The sequence below is a fragment of the Aquirufa aurantiipilula genome, from assembly GCF_019923745.1.
Taxonomy (GTDB): Bacteria; Bacteroidota; Bacteroidia; order Cytophagales; family Spirosomataceae; genus Aquirufa; species Aquirufa aurantiipilula.
Genome location: NZ_JAANOG010000006.1, coordinates 4,716 through 27,894 on the forward strand (window position 1 = coordinate 4,716; position 23,179 = coordinate 27,894).

Below are 23,179 nucleotides of genomic sequence, written 5' to 3' on the forward strand. Positions count from 1 at the left end.
TACAGGTACTTTAGGTGGTACTGTGACAGGAACTATGACTGCTGGAACAAGTGCCGTGACTATCTCCGGTGTAACTTATACCAAAGCGGAAACAGGTGTAGTCTTAACGGCTACGGGTTCTGTGGCGGGTAATGTCAATGGTAAAACAGGTGACTCCAATGCCTTCACGGTGGTGGCGGGTGCAGCTACTAAGTACATAGTAACAAGTAGTAATTATGCTCCAGTAGTTGGAGGAACGGTAACTATCACGGCTCAATTAGTAGATGCAAATAATAACCCAGTTAGTACTTTAGGTAAAACCGTAACTTGGTCAAAAAGTGATGCCAATGGTTCATTCTCATCTGGAACAAGTAACACAGATGCAAGTGGTACAGCCACAGTGACATTTACTGCACATACCGTTGCTAATACTGTCACTACCATTTCAGCAACTGATAATACTTCATTAACAGGTACAACTCCAAATATTACATCCGATGCAAGTGGTGCTTCTAAATTAGTCGTTACCAACATCGCGCAGCAAACAGCTGGTACTGGTTTTGCTGTAACAGTAACTTTAACTGATGATAATGGCAATGTGGTCAATGCCACAGCTAATGGTATAGTAACTTTAACTCGTAAAACAGGTACTGGTACTTTAGGTGGTACTGTTACCGGAACCATTACTTCGGGAACAAGTGCAGTAACTATCTCAGGTGTAACTTATACCAAAGCGGAAACAGGCGTAGTACTAACAGCTACGGGTTCTGATGCCGGTAATGTCAATGGCAAAATAGGTGATTCTAATGCATTTACAGTAGTGGCTGGGGCGGCTGATGCAACTGCTTCTACTTTAACTCCTACTTCAGCTAGTATCGTGGCTGATGGCTCTACGCAAGTATTAGTTGTTACCGCAAAAGATGCCAATGGAAATAACTTAACAGCTGGAGGCGCTACAGTAACCATCACTAAATCTTCGGGTTCAGGTACCATTGGTTCAGTAAGCGATAATGGTAATGGTACTTACTCCGCTACCGTAACGGCTCCAAATGTCGCTGGTTCTGGAGTTTTCGTTGCTACTTTAGGTGCAGCTCAAGTTAAAAATGGAACGGGTTCTCAAACTCAATCTACCATCACGTATACAGCTGGTACCGCAACTAAATTAGTGGTAACCAACATCGCTCAACAAACCGCAGGTACTGGTTTTTCTGTAACAGTTACGTTAACTGATGCAAATAACAATCCAGTAAATGCCACTTTAGATGGTACTGTAACTTTAACTCGTAAAACGGGTACAGGTACTTTAGGTGGAACAGTTACAGGGACTATTACAACAGGAACAAGTGCTGTAACAATTTCGGGAGTAACCTATACCAAAGCTGAAACAGGTGTTGTATTAACTGCTACAGGTTCAGTTGCTGGTAATGTTTCTGGTAAAACAGGTGATTCCAATGCCTTTACAGTGGTGGCTGGTGCAGCTGCCAAGTACATCGTGACAAGTAGTTCTACTACCCCTGCTGCTGGAGGAACAGTAACCATCACGGCACAATTGGTAGATGCGAATAACAACCCTGTTAGCACTTCAGGACAAACCATCACTTGGTCGAAAAGCAATGCGAATGGTTCATTCTCATCAGGAACAAGTACGACAGATGCAAGTGGTACAGCAACGGTGACCTTTACAGCACATACTGTGGCTGGTACTTCCACAACAATTACTGCAACAGATAATACTAATTTAACAGGTACTACCGCCACAATAACAGCTGGATCGGGTAATGCAAGCAAATTAGTCGTTACGAATATTGCAGGACAAACGGCTGGAACTGCCTTTGCTGTAACCGTAACCTTAACCGATGATAACGGTAATGCAGTCAATGCAACAGCAGATGCTACAATTACTTTAACACGTAAAACAGGTACCGGCACTTTAGGAGGAACACTTACAGGAACCATTACTTCTGGAACAAGTGTAGTGACAATAAGTGGAGTAACTTATACCAAAGCGGAAACAGGCGTAGTATTAACTGCTACTGGTTCTGGCTCTGGAAATGCTTCGGGAAAAACAGGTGATTCTAATTCATTCAACGTAAGTGTTGGTGCAGCAGATGCAGCTGTTTCTACTTTAACTCCTACTTCAGCTAGTATCGTGGCTGATGGTTCTACTCAAGTTTTAGTTGTTACGGCAAAAGATGCCAATGGAAATAACTTAACTGCTGGAGGCGCAACAGTAACCATCACTAAATCTTCTGGAACTGGAACTATTGGTTCTGTAACTGATAATGGTAATGGTACTTACTCTGCTACCGTAACGGCTCCAACTGCCGCTGGTTCTGGAGTTTTTGTTGCCACTTTAGGTGCAGCACAAGTGAAAAGTGGAACGGGTTCTCAAACTCAATCCACCATCACGTATACGGCTGGTACCGCAAGTAAATTAGTGATAACGAACATCGCTCAACAAACCGCAGGTACTGATTTTGCCGTAACAGTTACTTTAACAGATGCCAATGGCAACCCAGTGAATGCCACGGCCAATGGTACTGTTACATTAACCTTGAAAACGGGAACTAGTCTATTGGGTGGTACATTAACTGGAACTATAACCAGTGGATCAAGTGCTGTAACTATTTCTGGTGTAAGTTATACCAAAGCAGAAACTGGTGTTTCCTTGACAGCCACAGGTTCTGGCTCAGGAAACGTTTCAGGGAAAACTGGAGATTCTAATACATTTACTGTCGTTCCAGGCACAGCTTCTAAGTATATCGTGACAAGTAGTTCTACTTCCCCAGCTGCTGGTGGAACAGTAACCATTACGGCACAATTAGTAGATGCTTATAACAACTCAGTTAGTACTTCTGGTAAAACCGTAACTTGGTCAAAAAGTGATGTGAATGGTTCATTCTCATCATCGACTAGTACGACAGATGCCAATGGAACTGCCACAGTAACATTCACTACTCATGCTGTTGCCGGAACAAGTACTACGGTAACTGCAACTGATAATACCAGCTTAACTGGAACTACTCCAAGCATAACTTCTGGTTCAGGTGGGGCAACAAAATTAGTTGTTTCAACAATTTCAGGACAAACCGCTGGAACAGCCTTTGCTGTAACTGTCACATTAACGGATGGAAATGGAAATGCGGTCAACGCTTCTACCAATGGAACAGTTACTTTAACTTTAAAATCAGGAAACGGAACCTTAGGTGGAACACTAACAGGAACCATCACATCTGGAACAAGTGCAGTAACCATTTCGGGAGTAACTTATACTAAAGCAGAGGCTGGAGTATCTCTAACAGCAACAGGCTCAGGTTCGGGTAATGTTGTAGGAAAAACGGGTGATTCCAATACCTTCAGTGTGGTTGCCGGTGCTGGTGCTAAATACATCGTTACCAGTAGCAATACATCCCCTACTGCAGGTGGTACTGTAACGATTACCGCTCAATTGGTTGACGCCAATAACAATCCAGTAACTACGTCGGGTAAAACCGTAACTTGGTCAAAAAGCGATGCGAATGGTTCATTCTCTTCCGCTACAAGCACGACCGATGCCAATGGCATAGCTACTGTTACATATACAACACATACGGTTGCTGGTACTTCAACTACCATTACGGCAACAGATAATAATAACCTAACGGGTACTTCGGCTGGATTTAGTTCTACGTCAGGAGCTGCATCAAAATTGGTAGTAGGTACAATCTCTGGCCAATCAGCAGGAACAGCCTTCCCTGTAACGATCACGCTAACCGATGCAAATGGTAATCCAGTCAATGCGACGGCCAATGGAACTGTAACGATCAGCTTAAAAACAGGTACAGGTACTTTAGGTGGAACTCTAACAGGAACCATCAATGCAGGATCTAGTGCTGTTACAATTTCGGGACTTACTTATACCAAATTAGAATCGGGAGTGGTATTAACGGCCACAGGTTCTGGTGCAGGAAATGTAGCTGGCAAATCGGGAGATTCTAATGCATTTAATGTCTCAGCAGGTGGTGCGAATCGATTCATCATTTCCACCATTACAGATAAAATTGCATTAAATGCATTCTCATTGACAGCCACTTTAGTAGATGCCAATGGCAACCTAGTCAATGCGGATGTGAACACCACGGTAACTGTCAGTGTGAAAACCGGTACAGGTACTTTAGGTGGAACACTTACAGGTTCCCTAGTTAGCGGTAGTTCTAGCGTCACTATTTCTGGTATCACTTATGACAAAGTTGAGTCAGGCGTAGAATTAAAAGCTACAGCAACAAGCGCAGGAAATACGAACGGTAAAATCGGTAATTCAAATGCCTTTGCAGTAAGTGCGGGAATAGGTTCAAAAATCAAGTTAAGTCCACTGAGCAATTACGTTGCAGGTACTAGTCAAACGATAACAGCTACCTTAACGGATGAAAATGACAACACGGTTTTAGCCACGGCTAATAGTACGATTACCTTAAGTGTTAAAACAGGAACAGGCACTATCACTGGAACTTATACCGGTATCATTTTGGCTGGTTCTAGTTCGGTGACTATTACGGGTGTTGTTTACAATAAAGCAGAAACGGGTATTGTTTTACGTGCTACAGGTACGGGAGCCGGTTCTAATGTGAATGGAAAAGTGGGTGATTCTAATGCCTTCACGGTAAGCCCAGGTCCTTTGTACAGATATTTCATTTCTGGATTAACTAGACAAGAAGCTGGAACAACTCAAACCATTACCATCCGTGCTTTGGATCAATATGATAACGTTATTCCTTCATATGCAGGTTTAAAACCAATCACCTTTACAGGAGCTAGTGCAGCATCTGAAATCTATAAGCCAAGTGCTGGTGCACCTACTACTACCCCAACTTCCGTTGGAGGAGGTACAGGAACATTGAACCAGACGGTGAAAAAGACTACGCAGACTACAACGTCTACGACCATTAATATCAATGCTACAGCTGCAGGAAATACGGTAGTTCAAAACCCTGGTTCCAATATCATCAGCTTAAATGCTACGGTAAGTACCTTAGCTGAATTTGGTAGTACGGTAAACTTAACCTTTACCAATGGTATTGCTAATGCAGTCATTATTCTATACAAAGCAGAAACGGCAACCATTTCTGCCACAGACGGTGTGGTTAACACGCCTAAAGAAGGTGAATTACAAGTAGAGGTTGTGAGTTCTTCATTTGCCAAATTGGAAGTTACTTTAGCTCCTCAGCAAGTAGTTGGCCAACCGCTAGTAGGTTCATTGAAGGCGCTTGACCAATATGGAAACGTCGTGAAAAACTTCGATGCTTCGCAAAACAACATCACGATAGTAGTGAACAATTTAACTGGTACGGTAACAGGCTTATCTGGTACCATTAAATTGACTAGTCCAACCGACTTTGTTAATGGAGTTGCCGACTTCTCATTATTGGGAGTTAAATACCAAGGTGGTTCTGGTAGTGGAGGCTTTACCTTTACACCTACCACAGGAGCAAGTGTTCAGGCTGAAAACATTGTGGTCGTGGCGGATGACGTAGATGGAGACGGTGTATCTGATGAGAAAGAAGCAACTGATGGTACTGATAAAAATGACCCTTGTTCTTATTTATTAGCAAGTCAAGATTTCTCTAAAACAACCCTAGCTTGGAAATCTGCTGACTGCGACGGTGATGGTACAACCAACGGAACAGACGCAGCACCATTGAACTCGTGTATCGGTGGAATACCTGGTTATATACCTGTGAAAGGTTCATTAGGATATCAACGTTATTTCTTAGGAGATTGCGACGGTGATGGTATTACCAATGATATGGAATGTTATGGTGGATACACCGGCGGAACAGTTTGTCAAGACTTTGATAGTGATGGTATTCCAAACTCACAAGATCCAGATTCTGATAACGACGGTATTTTGGATATTGTTGAAAAGAATATCGATAGTGATGGTGATGGAGATGCCAATTACCTTGACCTTGATTCTGACAATGATGGTATTTTAGATATCATGGAAAAAACCGGCGATACCGACGGAGATAGTATTCCAAATTACTTAGATACAGATTCAGATGGTGACGGTATCATGGATGCATGGGAAGCGACCAACAGTACTCGTGGGGTAATTGATACAAACTACGACGGACGTGTGGATAGCAACGGTGCTGCACCAGATGCAAACGGTAACGGTTTAGTAGACTTCTTAGAATCTAATCCTGCTCCAATCCCAGATACAGACAAAGATGGTACTCCTGATTATTTGGATCTTGATTCAGACGGAGACGCTATTTCTGATAAAGTAGAATCTACTGGTGACAGTGATAAAGATGGTAAACCGAATTACCGCGATAAGGACTCCGATGGTGACTGGTTAGGTGATACTGACGAGCGTGACCAAGATAATGATCGCGATGGTATACCAAATTATTTGGATCTTGATTCAGATGGAGATACAATTCCAGATGCATGGGAAGGCAAGAATAAATGTGCTACCTGTGATAACAAAAATGATGACAATGATGACGGATGGGATGATCGTGGTCAATACAAAGCCTTGATTGATACCGATAAAGACGGCTCACCAGACTTCTTTGATTTAGATTCTGATAATGACTGTATTCCTGACCGTATTGAATTAGGAGCAGATGGAGATGGTGACGAATTAGCTAATTTCCGTGATTTGGATTCGGATGGAGATGGCATTCCTGATCAAGTAGAAAGCGTAGTTTGCGACAATCTAGTTGATACAGATAAAGATGGAACCAAAGACTTTGAAGATTTAGATTCGGATGGGGACGGAATTCCAGACACCTTAGAAGCTGGAGCTACTCCAACTGTTCCTATGGATTCTGACAAAGATGGCTTAGCAGACTACCGAGATACTGATTCGGATGGAGACGGTATTTTAGATATCTACGAAGCAGGAAATAATCCAAAAACACCAGTTGATTCTGATAAAGATGGTAAACCTGATTATTTAGATGCTGATTCCGATGGAGATGGTATCCCTGATCAAATCGAAGGTGGAGGTGCTGGATTCAAACCTTTAGATAGTGATAATGACGGTATTGAAGACTACCGTGATTTAGACTCGGATAACGATACAATTCCTGATAAAGTGGAAGCAGGAGTAAGTCCAAGTAGCGCTTTAGATACGGATCAAGATGGAAATTATGACTTCAGAGATACGGATTCAGATGGAGATGGTTTGCCAGATAAAGTAGAAGTAGGTCCAGATGTAAACAACCCTATGGATACTGATAAAGATGGAAAAGCTGATTACATTGATACAGACTCTGATAATGATAGTATTCCTGATCGTCTAGAAGTAGGCTCTGACCCTAATAAACCTGTTGACTCTGATGGTGATGGAATACCAAATTACCGTGATACAGATTCGGATAATGACACCATCTTGGACAGCTATGAGGTTGGTCCAGATGCATTGATTCCATCTGATTTCGACAAAGACGGTCTACCTGATTACATAGACAGTGATTCTGATAATGATTCCATTCCAGACAAGGTAGAGGTAGGCGCTAATGCTACCGCTCCAATAGATACGGATAAGGATGGCATCTTTGATTACCGAGATACTGATTCTGATAATGATGGTTTATCGGATAAAGTGGAAGCAGGTTCTGATCCAAATAGACCAGTAGACTCTGATAAAGACGGCTTACCAGATTACCGCGATGTAGATAGTGACAATGACGGAATTCCTGATAAAATCGAAGTTGGTAAAGACCCGAATAACCCTGTTGATACCGATAGAGATGGTATTCCTGATTTCCGCGATACCGATAGTGATAATGATGGTACTCCTGATAGCATTGGTGCTGGATCTAACTTAAATACACCATTGGATACAGATAAAGATGGTATTTATGATTACCTAGATCCAGATGATGATAATGATAGAATCCCTGATTTATTAGAAGATGATTTGAATTATGGAGCTATGCCAGATTGTGATAAAGATGGTATTCCAAACCGTTTGGACCCTGATACTTGTGATACTTTTGTACCGCAAGGTATATCTCCAAATAATGACGGATTCAATGATAAATTAGTGATTCCAGGTATTCTAAACTTCCGTAATAGATTAAGCATCTATAACCGTTGGGGTGATTTAGTATTTGAAACAGAAAACTATAAAAACGATTGGGGCGGTGAAAGCTCTCCAAACAATGTGTTAACAATAGATAAAAAATTACCAGATGGTGTTTACTATTATGTAGTTGATTTCTTTGGAGTAAAACCAAACATCTCTTCTTACGTATTTATCAATCGCACTGCGCTGGATAGGTAACATACTCCTAGATTAATTAAAAAACGAGGGCTTAAAGTCCTCGTTTTTTTTTGCCCTCGTAAAAAATGTGATGCTTACCTATTTTATTTACAGGTTTAAGCACTTACATTTAAGATAATTTGCGGTTTCATCATCATTTTACCTTGCTCATCATACGCTTGTTTCTATTCTACTATGATTGCCCCTACTCCTAAGAACTTATACAGCCTGATATTTTTTAATTCCATTACACCCATTTCTAAGGATTTAAAAGACTATCTATCTAACAACATGAAAAGTCATAGTTTCAAGAAAGGGGAATTGATATGCAAGGCAGGAGAACCATTTAGTCATCTTCACTTAATCAAAAAAGGCTTGGTTAGGGGTTTTTACCAACATGGCACTAAGGAAATTACTCAATGGGTAGATTGGGAAAACCATGTGTTTACTTCCGTTGGAGGATTTTTCATGCGGACACCTTGTAAAGAAAATATTCAAGCCTTGGAGGCGACGCAGACGGAATCATTACATTTTGATGATTTGCAGTATTGTTTAAAACAATTCCCAGATATGTCCACCATCTATCGGACACTATTTGAATTCTATTTAGTTTCGGCAGAAGAGAGAGTTTATATTTCTCGGATTCCAAGCGCTAAAGACCGATATGACGCATTTTTAGCCTCAGGTTATGGCGAATGTATTTCCCGAATTCCCAATAAATACATCGCAGAATTTCTAGGAATTAGGCCTGAAACACTGAGTCGACTAGCACAAGATTATCCAGCTTTCCCCAAATAATTCAAATTGGATAAAATTGACAATTGTCAAGAGGACCTATGAATTTTGAAAATAATTGGATGTGATTCCAATCATATGATATAATTTTAAAGAACAAACAACTATCTAAAAGGCTAGTTGCTCCGTGTTCTTAATAAATAAACGAAAAAGGAATTTCTTTCTATCTGACTTTCTAGTACAGCCGGCAAAGTTTATTCCTTTTTTTATGTCAAGATTAATCTTTTCTCTACAAATTTCACGGTTTATTAACACCCATTTCTTAGTTGGAATAGATCTAATTAGTGCTTCAAAGGCCGCTGTTTAATCATCCCTCCTTTGGTATCTTTAACACTAGACATAACGACAAAAGCCTCTTTATCAATTAACTCGATGGCATTATTTAGTCGGTTCAATTCCAAGCGTGTCACAATCGTATAGACAATATCCACGTTTTCGGATTCTCCTTTTTTCCCAAATCCTTTTTTCCCAGAATATACGGTAAACCCTCTTCCCATTTCCTTTTGAATCATCTCCTTAATGGCTTCATGCTCGGTAGATATGATGGTTACACCCATGTATTCTTCAAAACCCTCCAGGAAAAAATCCAAGGTTTTTGAGGCCGATAAATAAGTCACCATAGAGTAAAGGGCTATTTCAACCGAAAGAAAATAGGTAGCCGCTAAAAAAATACAGGCATTTAATGCTATAATAATATCTCCTATAGTGGTCCCAAATCGCTTACTTAAAAAAATGGCCAATACCTCCGTTCCATCGATCACGGCGCCACCACGGATAGTTAGTCCAATTCCTGCTCCAAGAAAAAATCCCCCAAATAAAGCAACCAATAAATTGTCGCTGGTCACATCTGGGAAAGGAACAAAGGCCACTACAGCTGCCAAGCCGGAAATAGCAAAGGCAGTCTTTATGGCAAAAGTCCTACCCATGACACGTAAACCGAGTAATACGAAGGGTATATTGATGATGATTAACAAAAATGCTAAGGGCAATTTTGTCACATTGGTCAATAAAAGGGATATTCCTGTAGCCCCACCATCAATAAAATGATTGGTTAATAAAAACCCTTTAAAGCCAAAGGAGGCAGAAAATATTCCTAAAACAATCAGTATTACATCTTTTAATAATGACTGATATCGACTTTTGGTACTTGTATTTTTATTTGGCATAGGCGATATAATTTTAATTTCTTCAAGTTAATCTTCCAAGGAACATCCCCAATTATGCACCAGCTGAAATTCAATCACTGTTCCATTCACGCCTTTCAGACAACTAATCTTTGGGAAAAATAGGAAATTTTACTGCTGATAAAAAGAAGACATTAGAATTATTTAGACAATACACTAAATATCTAATTAATTGATTCAAATCCTCTAATAAAAGCCGTTGGGAACAATTTAATCCAGTCTGACAACGGTAAATTGGATCATTTATTCTATCCCTTTCCAAAAATTTGTGAACAGAAAATAGGACTATTTTACCAGTAAATAAGTAAAAATATTCCTAATTTTCTCTAAATTAGAGAAATAAGAACCCAAAGACTAATCCCCAAAACCACATGAAAAAGAAAATCTTAATCGCCCTCATCATCCTTTTGGTTGGTATTCAATTTATCCACCAAGAAAAAAATGAATCCAATGATGAGACTTATGCTATTTCCACTAAATACTTAGTCCCTGAAAATGTCAACCATATTTTACAAGTGGCTTGTAATGACTGCCACTCGAATAAAAGCACTTATCCTTGGTACAATAACATTCAACCCGTAGGATTTTTCTTAACCCATCACATCAATGATGGTAAAAAGCATTTAAATCTTTCTACGTTCACCAAATTACCGATTGCAGTACAGAACCATAAGTTAGAAGAAATTGCCGAAACGGTAGAAGAAAAAGAAATGCCACTGGAATCTTACACTTATTTGGGCCTCCATAAAGAAGCAAACCTAAGTCAAGAACAAAGAGAAATTTTAATCACTTGGGCTAAAGCTCAAATGGATAGCCTAAAAGCACATTATCCAGCAGATAGCTTGGTAATGAAAAAAAGAAAGCAATCTTAATCTGTCCACTCATATAACTATTTATATGAATTTTAGCACAGAATAAAGGATATAAATTTCTATATTGAAGGGAAAATGCATGGCTTCAGCACCATCATTTTCCCTTTTTTTGCTCTAGACCTTTTAAACAATGATTAAGCGATGAGAAGAACTATTTTCCTCAGCCTGTTCTTATGTTTCTCCCTGACAAGCATTCATGCTCAAAATTGGATTGATTCCCTAGACCGTTATGGTCGCGAGGTGTACATGCCTGCTGAAAAATACGTATGGGATTGGGGCCAAGCCACATTTCTACATTCTTTGATTCATCTGTATCAAACAAAACCAAACTCCGAAAAAGCTCCCTACCTGCAATACATTCGCACCGCCATGAATAAAACCTATGAAGTGGCCAATGGAAAACATCCCAATGCGATTGCTTCTGGAATAGGTATGGCATTTTTAGCGAGAATTACCAAAGAAGAAAAATACAAAACAAAGGCGCAAGCCATATACCAAGATTACTTGAATGCCCCTAGGTCCAAGAACGGTGGCATTTCTCACCGAACAGAAACGGTGGAGCTTTGGGATGATACGGTTTACATGCTGAATATGTTTTTGATGGAAATGTACCGTGGAAGCGGTGATGAAAAATACTTGGCCCACATATACACCCAAATTAGAGCACATAGTCAATCGCTAGCCAATCCAGAAACAGGACTTTGGGTTCATGCTTGGGACGATGATGATCTAGATTTTGATGATGGCTGTAGTGTGTTAGGATGGCCCGACAAAAAGACCAGAAAAAGTAGTGAATATTGGGGCCGAGCTAATGGCTGGGTAACCATGACGCTAGTAGATGTTTTGAGCACGATTAGCCCAAAATCCAATTACTATGAGCCTCTAAAAAAGGAATTTCTAGCTATCATGCGAACTTTGCCTTCTTTGCAAAACAAACAAAGCGGGCATTGGTACCAGCTATTATTATATCCTCAAGATGCCAAAAACTGGGAGGAAAGTTCGTGTACGGCAATGTTTGCGTATTCCATGGCCAAAGGAATAGAATTAGGTCTATTAAGTTCAAAAGACTATTTACCTTCCATTCACTTAGCCTATCAGGGATTGAAAAAATATAGTCTGGTACAGCCCAAAGGCCCATACTTATGTCCTAGCAGAGTATCAGGAGGAACCTGCGTCGGCATGAAAGAGTATTACTATGGAAGACCCATTGTAGAGGGACAAGGTTTTGGCATTGGATCATTTATCATGTTTGCTTTGGAATATCAAAAAATACCTAAATCCTAAAATCCACATGAAGAGAAGAAAATTTGTTCATCTGGGTGCCATGGGAATAGGAACCTTGGCCCATTGGAACACATCCTATACAGCTAAATTCAAAGATGAAAAACCTACTTGGTTACATCAAATTATCCGTCAAAATGACCAGGATTTCCCTCGCTATGAAGCCCTAAGAATAACAGATCAAAATCATCCTTATGTTGGAGGCTTCCGTGATGGGGACGACATTCCCAATCCACAAACCACAGGCTATTATGTTTTAAAAGTAGCCTGTGCTATTATAAGTCCAGAGTCCAGTTTTTACCAATCTACCTCTCTTGTCGAAAAAGGCATACAAGCAACCAACTGCTTATTAAAAATGCAGCATGCTGATGGAACAATTGACTTATTAAGCACTAATTTTCACTCTCCCCCTGATACGGCTTTTAGTGTGGAAAAATTAAGTGTGGCTTATGCTTTGTTGCAAAAAAACAACCAAGGAGAGCGCTATAGTTCAATGATGCAACCACTAGAAACCTTCTTAAAAAGATGTGGGGAATCTTTGGTAGTAGGTGGAATTCACACCCCCAATCACCGTTGGGTGGTTTCAGGTGCCTTAGCCAAACTATATCAAATTTGGCCTGATCCGCGGTACAAAGCTCGAGCTGAGCAATGGCTACAAGAAAATATGGACCAAGATCCAGATGGCCAATATACCGAGAAAAGTGCTGGAATTTATTCTGCCATCATCAACAAAGCGCTGATTGCCGTCCACCAAGCTTTCAACAAGCCTACTCTTCTAGATGTAGTGCGAAAAAACTTGGAAATGACCTTATTCTATGTCCATCCGAATATGGAGGTGGTTACCGATGCCTCCAACCGACAAGATAAAGGTGGGGTTAATATGTTTGAAAACTACTATTATGGCTACCGTTATTTAGCTTTAAAAGATAAAAATCCTCGATTTGCAGCCATGTGCCGTCTCATTGAAAAAGCTTATTTCCCGAGGATTGGAACGCATATCGAGAACTTTTTGGATGAACCTTTTCTATGGCAAGAATTGCCATCAGGGGATAATATTCCCACCCATTATGTAAAATCTTTTCCTTATTCTGGATTGGTTCGAATCCGACGAGAAAATTGGGATGCTACTTTATTAGTCAATAATCCCAATTTCCTAACTTTTCATCATGGGAATGCCATTTTACAAGGGCTAAGACTAGCCGCTTCCTTTTTTGGCAAAGGGCAATTTCAATCCAATGACATCAAACAAGTTGGGAATACTTGGATACTCCAACAAAAACTAGATGGCCCCTATTTCCAGCCTCATACCAAAGACCAAATTGATCCTAGTGGAGATTGGGAAAAAATGCCACGGGGTAATCGAAAGCAAAGTGAAATTCAATACTTGGAGACAATCATCAAATTGGAAGAAACAAAAGGGGGGTTACTCGTAGATATTGACATGAAAGGAACCGACGGGGTTCCTGTCAGCTTAGAACTTATCTTCCGAGGTGATGGCCGATTTGAGGGAGTCATTCCAAGTGGAAAAGAAAACAATGCTTATTTATTGAAAGAAGGAGAAGGGAAATATTCTTTGGGGGAAGATTCCATCCGTTTTGGCCCTGGCAGAGCAGAACATAAGGCCATACATTTACGAGGAGGATTACCTTTTGCCCAGGCTCCTTCAGTTTATATCACAGGCTATACGCCTTTTACCCATCAACTTTTCATTCGACAATAGGGCCAAGGTTTTGAATTAGAATGGGCAGCGATTGTATTGTTTAAGGCAATCGACTCCTTTCTAGGGTAGCCACTTTTTGCTCCAATTTTTGTCGCATTTGAACCAAAATGAGTTGAAATTTGGCTTCGGAAGCTAGGTTCTTTTTCTCCAAAGGATCTTGTTTCAAATCATACAATTCTTCCCGGTCCAAATGATCCCGGTATCGAAAATACTTCCAATGTTTGGACCGAATCCCTTCACTGGAGGCTATGATTTTTACCTTCCAAAGGTGCTCCACCAAAAAATCTTTTCTCCTTTTAGCAGGACTTTTCCCTTGGACATAAGAGGCTAAACTTTGACCTTGCCATGTGTTTGGAATCTTAATCCCAGCAAAGCCAAAAATAGTTGGGGCTATATCAATGTTTAATACCTCATCTTGTATATCGCGGTGAAGAGGTCTTCTAGGATCATAAACAATCAAGGGTACGCGTAAAGAATTATCATACATCAACCATTTCCCTGCCAATTGTCGCTCTCCCAAAAAATAGCCATTATCTCCCATCACAATAATGATGGTATTCTTATCCAACCCTTTTTCCTCCAATGCTTTTCGAATTTTGCCTATTTCCAAATCAACTCCAGAAATCATGCGGTAATAGCCCTTCACGCTTCTTTGGTATTTTTCTGGCGTGTCAAATCGCCAATGCCAACGTGTTCTATTTTCTCCCGTGCGAACATATTCTGGCTGTGCTAAAAAGTCTGCCTCGGTAGCCATAATGGGTGCTTCTATTGTCACGTTTTGATATAAATGGTCTACTTCCTTTTGCCAGAAATACTGTTGCTCAGAAGGGTCATGGGCATGAGGTGCCGAAAAACTAAGTGATAAACAAAATGGCTTATCTTTGGGCGCTTGGGCAATAAAATCCATGGCTTTTTGGCCGGTATACCGACTTAAGTGTACCGAATCTTTACCTAAAGTCTTGTAAAAATATCCCCGATAATCTTTCAATTTATCATCTCGATCATAACTTTCCCCTTGATCAAATAAGGTGGAGAAATCCGCATATTGAATCCCAAATTTGCCATAAAATCCGGTGTAATAACCTGCTTGTTTCAACAAAGCTGGGTAAGATTGAGCTACATAGGCCTGCTTGATGTTTCCTTGACCAAACGTATATTGATGCGTTCTTTCATACATTCCTGTGATGATACTAGCCCGACTAGCCGCACAAATGGGTGTAGTTACAAAGGCATTTTTAAAATAGATTCCTTTCTTGGCCAAATCGTCCATCACGGGCGTTTGGATGATTTTATTTCCCGCATAACCCAAAGCATCCCATCGATGATCATCGGTTAAAATAAATATGATATTTGGCTGTTTCGTTTGAGATATCCCCCAAAATGGCAGCAAAAACAAGGCAAAAATGATTCCCTTTTTCATGTTTATTTGATGTTTTGAGGATAACCCGTGGACAAATCTTTGATGGGAATTCCCTGATAATTGACCTTTTGGTAGGGAACGGTTTCAGTTTCGTCAATCAAATAATTCCATTGTTTGACATAATAAAGTCCCGAATGAAACTCATCTTTTCGTTTTTTCAACTCCGCTTGCAGAGCCTTTTCCATCTGGCTTTGAATCCCCTTAACCGAAGCTTGATTAACCAAATTGGTCATTTGAAAAGGGTCGTTTTTATTATCAAACAAAAGCCATGGGCCTTGTAAATCTTTGACATACGTGTAACGATCAGATACCAAACCTCGGTACTCCCTACCTCCTTTGGCACGAGGCCATTGGCCAAAAGGTTGTACACAAGAAATCAAAGTATAGTTTACATTATCCCTTTTTTTAGCCTTTAAAACAGAAGAAAAATCATGCCCCTCCACCGTTTTAGGCACTTTCATGTGAGTTAAACCCAAAAGTGTCGGCATGATATCAGGAGTGTTTAACAGAACATCTACCTTTTTGCCTTTCTTACCAAATGCCTTGGGGTAATGCAATAAAAATGGCACTCGAATGCTTTCTTCATAAGGCTGTTGCTTGTTCCAGGCGCCATGTGAACCTAATAAATCTCCGTGGTCAGAGGAGAACACAAGAATAGTATTTTCATCCAATCCTTGATCTTTCAAGGTTTGCCACATTTGACCCACACAATCATCAATGGCCGTCATGTGAGCATAATAACCACGCGCATCTTTGATTGCTTTTTCTCTGTTTTCTGGGGGCACATTATCTCGCAGCTTAATCGTTACATTTTCATACATTTTTCTATACTTCTCAGGAGCCGTTTGATAAGGATCATGCGGTGAACCAATGGAGATAAAAAGCATGAAAGGCTGGGAAGAATTTGACTGAGCCTTTAAGTACTTCACAACATCCTCCGACTGGGCGATGGCATCGTAACTTTCCCAGGTTTTTTTAACAGGGGAATCTCCCGAATAATATTCCGAATGATTATAGTCATGGGTACATTCCAAAGCCTTCCAATAGTCAAAGCCTTGTCGGCGCGTTACCGGAATATACGAACTCCTACCATGTCCATCCATATGCCATTTACCTATATAAGCCGTCTGATATCCCGCTTGCTTATACGATTTAGCGATGGTGGTGCTATTGGAATCCAACAAAACATCATTCATAAAAACCCCGTGAGTTAGGGGGTATTGACCCGTAATTAAAGAAGCGCGATGAGGAGAACAAACCGGCATACCGGAAATGGCTCTTCGCAAATTGAGGCTTTCCTTTTCCAATTGATCTAAATGAGGAGTTTTCACCACTTGGTCTCCCGCATAACCGATGGACTGCGCCCGCCATTGATCCACTAATATGTAGAGAATATTAGGCTTTTTAGATTGAGCATGCAGGGAAAAATATCCAAGCAATGAAAGGAAAAGTAGTAGTTGTTTTTTCATGTCTTGGATATTTGGTTCAAAGAAGATTTTCATTTCCCACATGGGATGAGCTGAAGTCTAATTACTCAACTCGGTTTTTAATTGGGCTAGTTTACTTTGCAAAGGACTTATCGTATCTATTTTTAAGCCTTTAGTAAAGGTAATTTGGTGTGATAAATCCCCATTTTGTATGGCAATCCACTCATCACAACCATCAAAACAGACGTTACACGTTTTGTATTTCAATAAATTAAACTGCGACCAGTTCACCACCTGTTTGATTTCAGTCCATTCTTGCTCGCTTAACTTCCTCGACTTGATTATTTGAGGTTTCAGCGAATTTCGTGGCACATAATATACATAGCGAACTGTCTGATTCGCAATTTCTAAGGTATCAATTCCAGAGCCCCAACCACATATATAACCTGCTTTGATTTTGAAATTTGATTCATTCAAAGGGTCTGGCGTGGAATTTTTACAAGAAAAGATTCCAAGGCATATACATATTAGTAAGACTAGATTCTTCATGAGATTAAAATTACGTGCAAGATGTAATACGATGAATGAATCTATTAAATTGTATGCTTTCCCTTTAAATCAAAACAACATTTTCACTTTACTTTGCCCCTATCAATAATGCCAAACCAACGATGTATAGCAACAACATCCAATTGAGCATACTTTTCGTGGAGCTCTTGGCTTTGGCGAATTCCTTCCAAATAAATATACCCCAAACAGCTGCCACCACGGTGGCCCCTTGGCCCAAACCATAGGAAACAGCTGGACCAGCTTTTTCAGATGCCAAAATACTCAAGGCCATTCCGATGAACCAAATGCCTCCTCCCAAAATCCCCATCACATGGTCTTGGAAGGCTCCTTGAAAATAATCCCCAAAGCTTACTGCTTTTCCCGAAAATGGCTTTTTCATTTGCCAGGTATTAAACAAAAATGAACTCAACAAAACACCTACGGAAAATAAAACCAAAGCGGTATAAGGACTTAATTTGCCAACTTCAGGGTTAATAAAATTAGTCGCCATGGAGGCCGCCACGTATTTATAAAACAAACCCATCAAGCAACCACTAATAACAGATAAGAATAATCCTTTGCTAGATAATTTTTCGGAACCTCCTTCATTCAATTGTTTATAGGCTCGGGCATTTAATATAATAGCCAATGAAATCAAGGCTACTCCACCAAAGATCAAGATGGGGCTTCCTTGTGGTGTTGCCAGATAATTTACCAATACTCACAAAACTAAGGCAATTCCAATTCCTACAGGAAAAGCTACCGACATACCTGCTATGGAAATAGCAGCCACCAATAAAATATTCGCTCCATTAAAAATCACCCCGCCTAGAAAGGCAGAAAAGAGATTCTCTTGACTTGCTTGATTCAAATCAGGGATAAAACTTCGGCCTTCGTCCCCCACACTCCCTAAGGTCAGAGCAAATAAAATGGCTGAAATTAAGATCCCAATGGCATAATCCCAATAAAACAATTCAAATCGCCAATGACTACTGGTTAACTTCTGGGTGTTAGCCCAAGAGCCCCAACACAACATGGTAACGATGCACAGTAAAACAGCTGTCAAATAATTTTCGATAATGAACATAGCATCCTATTTAGAGGTTTAATGCAAATTTCCCAATCGATAAAACTGGGTATCCGTGGATTTTTTTCCTGGAACATCATAAACTATCACATCCATCATACGCACTTCTTGCCCTTCTACGGGATTCAAAAGTTTCAAGCGAACTTGGTGCTTACCCGGTGCTAAATCGTAGTTCCAAGTCAACTCATGTCGGCGAGTTGTAAAGGCCGTTGGCAATTGGGCTTTCTCCATCAATTTTCCATCCACATACACTTCCATATCAAAATTGTGATTCGAAGTGGAAGCCCATTTGGCTGTCTCGCCTCTCACGACAAAACCTTTTCCTGTAAACTCAAATTGGTATTCATCTTTTAATACTTTGCCTACTCCAATTTTCTGAGTCGGATAAACCCCATCAAAACTCTTTTCAAATGCCACCGCTTTAGGAGCTTCCATTGGGATATATACATTGTCTCCAACAATTTTACCCCCGTTCCTTTCTATGTTTTGCAAGGCATGTTTGAAACCAATGCTATACACATCAGTTAATGAAGTGCTCGTATATTTGAAATCGATTCCTTCAGCCTCTTTTAAACCTTGTTTCCAATAGCTTGGTATTTTATCATAACCTAACATAGTCCCCAAAATTCCTCCAGCAGAAGAAGGGTTGCAGTCGGCATCTTGACCACAGCGGGTAGTGATTTCCATGGTTTTAGTAAAATCTCCTTGGCCATACAATAAGCCAATCACCACATAGGCAGAGTTTACCGTGGCATCAATATTAAATGGCGCAAAAACTCCATCTGGACAACCAATATCCTGGGCCCATTTCTTCTGAACTTCTAACCAAGTTTTGGTCCAATCATTGGGGTATTGCTTATGCCAACGTATTACGTCTGAAATACATTGGTAATACGCACTTTGCTTTGGAATAGTTTTCAATGCTTCTTGAATGATATGGGGAATATTGTTGGAAACAAAGGCCAAAGTATAACATGCTCCCAAAAATACACCGCCATAATAGCCATCTCCATAATTCATAATGTGGCCAATTTTATCCGAAATTTTGGACGCTACGTTAGGCATCCCAGGCGACATCAATCCGGCAAAATCACATTCAATTTGGTAGTCGATGCAATCCGCATGAGGATTATTTTTCCAATGCCCAGATGCTGGGGCACCTATACCATGCAAAATATTATACCTCCCAGCCTGGTTGGCATGCCAAAGGGCGTATCCTGCCTCCGCATAGGCTTTGGCATGGGAAGCTATAGGTGCATCTAAACCTTCTCTTTCAAATACCTCGACAAAAGTTAAATCCATGTACAAGTCGTCGTAGAGACCTGCATTTTCCAACATGGTTTTTTTCAAATAGCCATCGTACCAAGGAACAGGCTGGTAGGCATCTATCATGGTACCATTGTATCGAAATTCCATGGGGCCTCCAAAGGTCACACCGATGGTTTGACCAGCCCATCCGCCTTTTATTTTATCTTGTAGCGTCTGTTTAGAAAGGACGATCGACTTAGACTGCGACCATGCTAAGAAGGGCAAAAAAAGTAATGCCAAGTAGAAATTTTTCATGGATTTAGGGTTTTAAAGCAAATTTTTGATTCAAATAATGGTTCATCAAAATCTCCAACACTTTCGTCTCTTGAATAGTAAGACCGATGATGGCGTTAGGCTTTCCGTCAGAAGTTCGAGTAAAACCTTGTTGGTCTACCGATATATGCCGCATTTCCGTTTGAAATAAGTCAGGATGAATGAGCATAGCTATAGCCACAGGGTCGAAAAGAGTTGGCGTTTCCTGCCCCCAAAGTTTATATAAATCCGTTAAGGCATTGGTCAAAGGAGTATTTTTCTCCTTTAAAATTCGACGGTTTTCGGCGGAAAGTTTCACTTGTGAAGTTACATCCGTGCCCGCATAAGTAATCTTTGCTCCAGATTGTACAAACTTTTGTGAAGCAGGAACATCCACTTTGACATTCCATTCTGCGTCAATGGGCTTTTTTTGATTGTAGCCTACTTCAAAGGAGCCAAACATGGCATAAATATGTTTCGCTTTCTTTAAAATCTGTGGGTCTTTTTGAATAATGTCCGAGAAATTAGTGACTGGCCCAACGGAAAATATCACAACCTCATTGGGGTATTTTTTGATTTGCTCGATGATGAAATCGGCAGCTGGTTTTGACTGAGGTTTTATTTTGTCAAATCCTTTGGCCCAAGAAAATTGGTCGGCATACCAATTCGCTCTTTTGTCAATATGTGAGGTATTCCTCCCCATAAAAACGGGGATGTGTCCTTGACCTGTTTCATGCAACATCTTTAGAGCCAAACGGGCTCTATCGTCGGTTCTACCATAACAAGTGGTAATCCCCAAGATTTCGAGTTTATCTTGTTGGGTTAATAAATAAGCCAAAGCATAGGCATCATCGATATCATCTCCTAAATCGCAATCAAAAATGACCTTTTGTTTCTTGCTTTGGGCTGTCAGAAAAAAGGGGATACATAAGAAAAGTAGGATGAGTTTTTTCATAATTGTTCACGAGTTGGCATGGAGGTTTGTGCCCCCAATTGAGTAACAGATAAAGCTGCAGCCTTGCAAGCAAAAGCAATTGCTTGTTCAAAATTCATTCCTTCCGATAAGGCCACTACTAGAGCCCCGTTGAAACAATCTCCTGCTGCGGTGCTGTCCACAGCAAGCACATGCTGAGCAGGGACATGACCAAAAGCACTTTGGGTTTGCCAATATGCTCCTTTGGAGCCTCGGGTAATCACCACGCGCTTCACTCCTCGAGAAAGAAAATAATCGCAGGCCAGTGATAAACTTGTTTCATCCACGGGTCGAATACCCGTCAAAAATTCCGTTTCTGTTTCATTCGGGCTGATGATATCTATATGAGCATACAAAGTCTCGGGTAAGGTACAGGCAGGAGCGGGATTTAATACCACGGATAAACCAGCTTGATGAGCTTTTTCCACGGAAAAAATCACGGTTTCTAAGTGTATTTCTAGCTGCAATAAAAGCCAATTGCCTTTTTGAAAAAGAGAAGTAGCCGCTTCAATATCTTGGGCCATCAATCGAGCATTGGCACCAGAGGCCACGGTGATGCAATTTTCACCCTGGGTATCCACATTGATTAAAGCCACACCAGAAGGCTGTTTTTCGTCTTGACTGATGAATTGTCCATGAATGCCTTCCAAGGCAAATTGTTGGATAGCGCTTTCACCAAACACATCTTTCCCTACTTTAGCGATAAAATAGGTGTCGCCACCCAAGCGAGCCGCGGCAACGGCCTGATTAGCTCCTTTTCCTCCGGGATTCATAAAGAAAGTTCCTCCTAAAACGGTTTCTCCAGGCGCAGGAAGCCTATCCGACTGAATGACCATATCGGTATTGGAACTGCCTATGACGATGATTTTTGCCATGATTATACCCAAGTTTCTTTTTCTATGATTTCACCTGTGGCTTTTACTTTCAAGATTACTTTCTTGTCGCCATTGGGTAAAATTTCTTCTTTGATAAACCAATGTTCGGAATCATACTCCTGGTATACCGAAGGTTTACTGAGACCTTCTTGGCCACGCCATTCAGGGAGCTGAACGGGTTCCCACAATTTTGTTTTAGCCGAGCGATAAGCTGCATCAATGATGGCGTTCACTACATAGCCATCATAGAATGTTTCCATAGGTTTTTCACCATTTTCAAAGGCATCAAACATATCGGTAAACATATTGGTATAGCCTAATTCATGGGCTTCATCTCCTACTGGAAACTGCCAGCCAGAATCACTCTCAGCTTTTTCTGCCACATAGGACTTTCCTGCCCCAGAGGTAAACATTTCAAAACCTGTTCTCAAAAAGGAATTGATCCAAATGGTCCCTTCGGTCCCCATCACCTCATCTCGTAAATCCATACCCCCACGAAAGGTCCAAGAAACTTCAAACTGCCCTATTGCTCCATTTTGATATTTCACTAATCCAATGGCATGATCTTCGGCATCTATGGGTTTCACTTGGGTATCAGCCCAGCACATCACTTCCACTGGCCGAACGTCTTTTCCAATGAAATTACGGGCTATTTCGATGCAATGACAACCTAAGTCGAGCACCGCTCCACCTCCCGCTTTTTGAATATCCCAAAACCAGTCGGCATGAGGACCAGGATGTGTTTCACGGGATTTAGCCCATAAAATTCTTCCTAAAGCACCTGATTGGACCGATTTTAAGGACTTTAAAAATTTAGGAGTGTAACAAAGATCTTCTAAGTATCCAGCAAATATGCCTGCATTTTCACAAGCTTGGGTCATTCGTAAAGCCTCTTCGGCAGTTCTTCCTAAAGGCTTGGTACATAACACGGCTTTTTTATGTTTGACACAAAGCATCACTGCCTCCTCGTGCAGGAAATTGGGTAAAGCAATCACCACGAACTCGGTAGCTGAATGGGCAATGGCCTCCTCCATATCCGTGGTATAATGAGCTACATGATAATCTTTAGCAAATCGAATGGCCGTTTCCTCCTTCCGGGCATACACCACACTAACTTGATCTTTACCTCTACGGCCGGTTAGTGAATCCGCATAAAAACGTCCAATAAATCCACCCCCTAGAATACATACTTGTGCCATC

Annotated in this window: 13 protein-coding genes and 1 pseudogene; 5 read left to right on the forward strand and 9 right to left on the reverse strand. The window is 40.7% G+C overall.

What is annotated here, in order from left to right; genetic code table 11:
- Positions 1-34 precede the first annotated feature (34 nt).
- Both G9H60_RS07950 and G9H60_RS07955 read left to right on the forward strand, forming a co-directional pair.
- A complete protein-coding gene (locus tag G9H60_RS07950) occupies positions 35-8,257 on the forward strand; it encodes an invasin domain 3-containing protein (RefSeq protein ID WP_223143532.1) in 8,223 nt (2,740 codons plus the stop codon).
- 270 nt (positions 8,258-8,527) lie between these two features.
- Positions 8,528-9,034 (forward strand): Crp/Fnr family transcriptional regulator, encoded by a 507-nt coding sequence (locus tag G9H60_RS07955; RefSeq protein WP_223143533.1) that lies wholly within the window; start codon positions 8,528-8,530, stop codon positions 9,032-9,034.
- Positions 9,035-9,312: 278 nt separating this feature from the next.
- On the opposite strand, the gene G9H60_RS07960 is transcribed toward G9H60_RS07955, so the two are convergent.
- Positions 9,313-10,197, reverse strand: coding sequence for a YitT family protein (locus G9H60_RS07960; RefSeq protein ID WP_223143534.1), 885 nt, complete (start codon positions 10,195-10,197; stop codon positions 9,313-9,315).
- 389 nt (positions 10,198-10,586) lie between these two features.
- Here G9H60_RS07960 and G9H60_RS07965 point away from each other — a divergent pair, with 389 nt between their 5' ends.
- From G9H60_RS07965 to G9H60_RS07975, 3 genes are all read left to right on the forward strand, one after another.
- Positions 10,587-11,087: a heme-binding domain-containing protein gene (locus tag G9H60_RS07965; RefSeq protein ID WP_223143535.1), complete on the forward strand. Its 501-nt coding sequence runs from the start codon at positions 10,587-10,589 to the stop codon at positions 11,085-11,087.
- A 141-nt stretch (positions 11,088-11,228) separates the two neighbouring features.
- A complete protein-coding gene (locus tag G9H60_RS07970) occupies positions 11,229-12,371 on the forward strand; it encodes a glycoside hydrolase family 88/105 protein (protein WP_223143536.1) in 1,143 nt (380 codons plus the stop codon).
- 7 nt (positions 12,372-12,378) lie between these two features.
- Positions 12,379-14,088: a hypothetical protein gene (locus G9H60_RS07975; RefSeq protein WP_223143537.1), complete on the forward strand. Its 1,710-nt coding sequence runs from the start codon at positions 12,379-12,381 to the stop codon at positions 14,086-14,088.
- Positions 14,089-14,128: 40 nt separating this feature from the next.
- Here G9H60_RS07975 and G9H60_RS07980 read toward each other — a convergent pair whose 3' ends face one another.
- The 8 genes and pseudogenes from G9H60_RS07980 to G9H60_RS08015 all read right to left on the reverse strand — a co-directional run bounded on the left by G9H60_RS07980 (position 14,129) and on the right by G9H60_RS08015 (position 23,178).
- Positions 14,129-15,508 carry a sulfatase family protein gene (locus G9H60_RS07980; protein WP_223143538.1) on the reverse strand — a complete coding sequence of 460 codons (1,380 nt, stop codon included), beginning with the start codon at positions 15,506-15,508 and terminating at the stop codon, positions 14,129-14,131.
- A gap of 2 nt (positions 15,509-15,510) precedes the next feature.
- The gene (locus G9H60_RS07985) at positions 15,511-16,977 is read right to left on the reverse strand and encodes a sulfatase family protein (RefSeq protein ID WP_262899989.1); all 1,467 of its coding nucleotides are present in this window, start codon (positions 16,975-16,977) and stop codon (positions 15,511-15,513) included.
- A 57-nt stretch (positions 16,978-17,034) separates the two neighbouring features.
- Positions 17,035-17,484 carry a hypothetical protein gene (locus G9H60_RS07990; RefSeq protein WP_223143540.1) on the reverse strand — a complete coding sequence of 150 codons (450 nt, stop codon included), beginning with the start codon at positions 17,482-17,484 and terminating at the stop codon, positions 17,035-17,037.
- A gap of 88 nt (positions 17,485-17,572) precedes the next feature.
- Positions 17,573-18,571: pseudogene (locus G9H60_RS07995) on the reverse strand (GRP family sugar transporter).
- An 18-nt stretch (positions 18,572-18,589) separates the two neighbouring features.
- Positions 18,590-20,134, reverse strand: a complete 1,545-nt coding sequence (locus G9H60_RS08000) for an ADP-ribosylglycohydrolase family protein (protein WP_223143541.1) — start codon at positions 20,132-20,134, stop codon at positions 18,590-18,592.
- 4 nt (positions 20,135-20,138) lie between these two features.
- Positions 20,139-21,086 carry a nucleoside hydrolase gene (locus tag G9H60_RS08005; RefSeq protein WP_223143542.1) on the reverse strand — a complete coding sequence of 316 codons (948 nt, stop codon included), beginning with the start codon at positions 21,084-21,086 and terminating at the stop codon, positions 20,139-20,141.
- Positions 21,083-21,979, reverse strand: a complete 897-nt coding sequence (gene rbsK / locus G9H60_RS08010; RefSeq protein WP_262899990.1) for a ribokinase — start codon at positions 21,977-21,979, stop codon at positions 21,083-21,085. Before rbsK ends, G9H60_RS08005 begins: the two co-directional genes overlap by 4 nt.
- Before the next feature lie 2 nt (positions 21,980-21,981).
- Positions 21,982-23,178 carry a Gfo/Idh/MocA family protein gene (locus G9H60_RS08015; protein WP_223143543.1) on the reverse strand — a complete coding sequence of 399 codons (1,197 nt, stop codon included), beginning with the start codon at positions 23,176-23,178 and terminating at the stop codon, positions 21,982-21,984.
- Between the last annotated feature and the right edge of the window lies 1 nt (position 23,179).